This is a genomic window from Roseateles sp. P5_B10 (genome assembly GCF_056400485.1).
Map to the genome: position 1 here is coordinate 1 of NZ_JBFULE010001120.1, position 1,346 is coordinate 1,346.

General features: G+C 67.7%; 2 protein-coding genes. One reads left to right on the forward strand and one right to left on the reverse strand.

Annotated features, from left to right (window positions below; all coding sequences use genetic code 11):
- Positions 1-602: sulfite exporter TauE/SafE family protein (locus tag AC1DU6_RS31360; protein ID WP_477862054.1), on the forward strand; the 602-nt coding region annotated here is incomplete at its 5' end.
- On the opposite strand, the gene AC1DU6_RS31365 is transcribed toward AC1DU6_RS31360, so the two are convergent.
- A partial coding sequence (locus tag AC1DU6_RS31365) for a GGDEF domain-containing protein (RefSeq protein WP_477862056.1) occupies positions 599-1,346 on the reverse strand: 748 nt, incomplete at its 5' end. The two genes, AC1DU6_RS31360 and AC1DU6_RS31365, sit on opposite strands and share 4 nt — an antisense overlap.

The following is a 1,346-nucleotide window of genomic DNA, read 5'->3' on the forward strand; positions in this document are numbered from 1 at the left end:
CCCATCACCAGCGCGGCGCGGTGCGCTGGGATCTCGTCAAGGGCTTGGCGCCCGGCATCCTCATCGGCGGCCTGCTGGCGGGTGCCGGCCTGTTCGCCCTTCTCAAAGGCGCCTGGCTGGCCTTGGTCTTCGCCGCATTCGTCAGCTTTTCGGGCTGGCAGATGCTGCGCAACAAGCGCCCGGCGCCCAGCCGGCAGATGCCTGGCACGACCGGCCAGTTCAGTGCGGGCGCGGGAATCGGCCTGCTTTCGGGCATGGTGGGGGCTGGTGGCGGCTTTGTCAGCGTGCCCTTCATGGTCTGGTGCAATGTGCCGGTGCACCTCGCCGTCGCGACAAGCGCCGCCCTGGGCTTCCCGATCGCGGTCGCGAACACGCTCGGCTACGTCATTGGCGGTTGGGGGCTGACGCCGGCCCTGCCAGGATCGGTGGGCTACCTCTATTTGCCAGCGCTGGCGTTGATTGCCGTGGCCAGCGTGACGATGGCACCGCTCGGCGCACGCGCAGCCCATGCCATGGACGTGGCTCAGCTGAAAAGGGTCTTCGCGATGCTGTTGTTCGCGCTCGCGGCCTACATGCTCTACAAGGGGCTGTCGGAGCTTTAGCCGAAGGCAATGGACGCCAGCACGACCTGGTTGCCACCGCGGCGCTGCGCCTCGTGCACAGCTGCTTCGCTGGCGGCCATCAGCTCGTCCTGGCGCGAGGCGGTATGCGGGAAGCTGGACACGCCCATCGAGATGGACAAGCCCAGGTCCTGGCCATTCAACACGACGATCTGGGCCGCGCACTGGCGGCGCAGCTGCTCCATGCGTGCATGGGCCGTCGCCAGGCCCACGCCGGACAGCAGCACCGCAAAGCGTTGCGGCCCGATGCGGCAGGCCGAGTCCATTGCCCGCGTGTTGGCGCGCAGCATGCGACCGATGCCCTCGAGCAGGCGCTGCTGGGCGTCATCACCCAGGCCGGTGATGGCCGGCGAGGCATCCAGCGCAATGATGACGAGGGCGAACTCGCGATGCTCGCGCGAGGACAGGTCGATTTCGCGCAGCAGCTGGTCGTCGAACTGGGCGCGCATGTAAAGGCCCGAAACATCGTCGCGKCCCGAACCCTGCTGCAGCTCGCGGCGGATCTGCTCGATGGAGGACTGCTGCTGCTCGATCTGGGCCAGGGCGCGCTGCAGATGGGCCTCTCGGTGGCGCTCCTCAGTGCGCTCATGCCATACCGAGAGCAGAAAGTCGGCACTCAGGGCCAGCCGGGTGACGCTGAACTCACGGCGACGGCTGTTGATTTCCAGCTTGTGCTCGCTGACGACCGGGTGACGCTGGGCCATGACCGTCTGCTCGACACGACGT